Below are 1,383 nucleotides of genomic sequence, written 5' to 3' on the forward strand. Positions count from 1 at the left end.
GGGAAGTAGCGCGACAAAGGATGTAGGAACGGTAGCCGGGAATGTCATGCAGGTGGGGGCTTTTGGGGTTGGTACTGTTCTCCAAAATAAGCCCACAGATGCCAGTTCATCCTTCATCAGTGATGCTGATGGCAATACTCTGTGGGCTCCTGCGAATGGCTGTGGGTTCCAGAGTTCGTACACAGGACAGCGAATTTCCCAATTGTGGATTACTTCCGGTAGTGCGGTATTCAGCCGCTTTCTTACAACCACTGACCCTCAAACTCCAAAATCCTCAGTGCCCTGGGCGCAGCTGCAGTCTGCGGGTACATCGGACATTAACTTTAAGGCAGTGACAGGGGATCTGGATTTAGAAGTGTCGCTGGCCAACATCGTGGCAATGGACTTTAAGACCTTCTACTACCTTGCAGATGAAGCCAAAACGACTCGCCGCGGCGTCATTGCTCAGGAACTGGAAAAGATAGATCCGCAATATGTTCACTCGGCTGAGGAGTCGGGGAAAATGACGCTTGACCTCAATCCTCTGATGCTCGATGCGCTGGCGGCAATCAAAGCGCTGGCTGTCCGCGTCAGCGCCTTAGAGGAAGTGATCAACGTTACTGCTCCTGGCTCATCCGCTGGTTAAACAGGGAATCGTCAGGCATATCCAGGCGCACATCGATCCAGCTGTTCGCCGGGACATCCATCAGTTCTCCCTTGGTTTTGATGATCTCTCCGTCATCGCCCAGCATGTATTTACGCTTAAACAGGCGGATTGTCAGCTCGCCATTGTCGGTTTGCTCTGCCTCAACCACACCAAGTTCTCCCATGCCGCCAGGGTCCATCGGCGGCAGTAACTGCCACCCCTCGTACGCTAGGCCTGCCGAACCTGTCAGCAGGTAAACACCCGCCTCAAGGCGAGAAAGGGTTATGCCCTCCGCCTCTGCGTTTGCTGTCCCGCAGCCGCACCAGGAGAAACCATCTTCGGCTACGTCAGCGCGCTGGCATGCATCGCGACTCGTTACTATGCGGGCAACTGGTGAGGCCGCTTTTAGCGTGCCATCACTGGCTTTCGTGGTGTTAGATGTGGTGTAGAGCTCTGCGCTAGCCCAAGCCGTGGGTGATGATCTACTACGCAAAATAGCGCGAGGGACGGCTGTATACCCTGATAAAACTAACTGAGCACCAACAACTCCGCCGCCTTTGATATTGAATCCTACCTGCCACTGGCCAGGCATGACCCCGTTGCCACCCGCCGCACTCCAATAGCCGAAGCCTGTATTATTGTTACCGGCCAAATCTACAACGTGGTTACTGCCGTCAAGAGTCTCTCCCAGGCCAAAAGAACCTACTTCCATTACATTACCGGGCGCCTGCCCGATATCCTTTGTAGCGCTACTTCCT

The 1,383-nt window shown here is 54.4% G+C and carries 2 protein-coding genes; one reads left to right on the forward strand and one right to left on the reverse strand.

Features of this window, described 5'->3' with window-relative positions:
* The coding region (locus EQV24_RS23570) for a tail fiber domain-containing protein (RefSeq protein ID WP_243649079.1) at positions 1 to 625 on the forward strand (625 nt) is incomplete at its 5' end.
* On the opposite strand, the gene EQV24_RS23575 is transcribed toward EQV24_RS23570, so the two are convergent.
* Positions 597 to 1,118, reverse strand: a complete 522-nt coding sequence (locus tag EQV24_RS23575) for a hypothetical protein (protein ID WP_207905521.1) — start codon at positions 1,116 to 1,118, stop codon at positions 597 to 599. The two genes, EQV24_RS23570 and EQV24_RS23575, sit on opposite strands and share 29 nt — an antisense overlap.
* Positions 1,119 to 1,383 lie beyond the last annotated feature (265 nt).

The sequence above is a fragment of the Enterobacter sp. A8 genome, assembly GCF_004296595.1.
Lineage (GTDB): Bacteria > Pseudomonadota > Gammaproteobacteria > Enterobacterales > Enterobacteriaceae > Enterobacter > Enterobacter cloacae.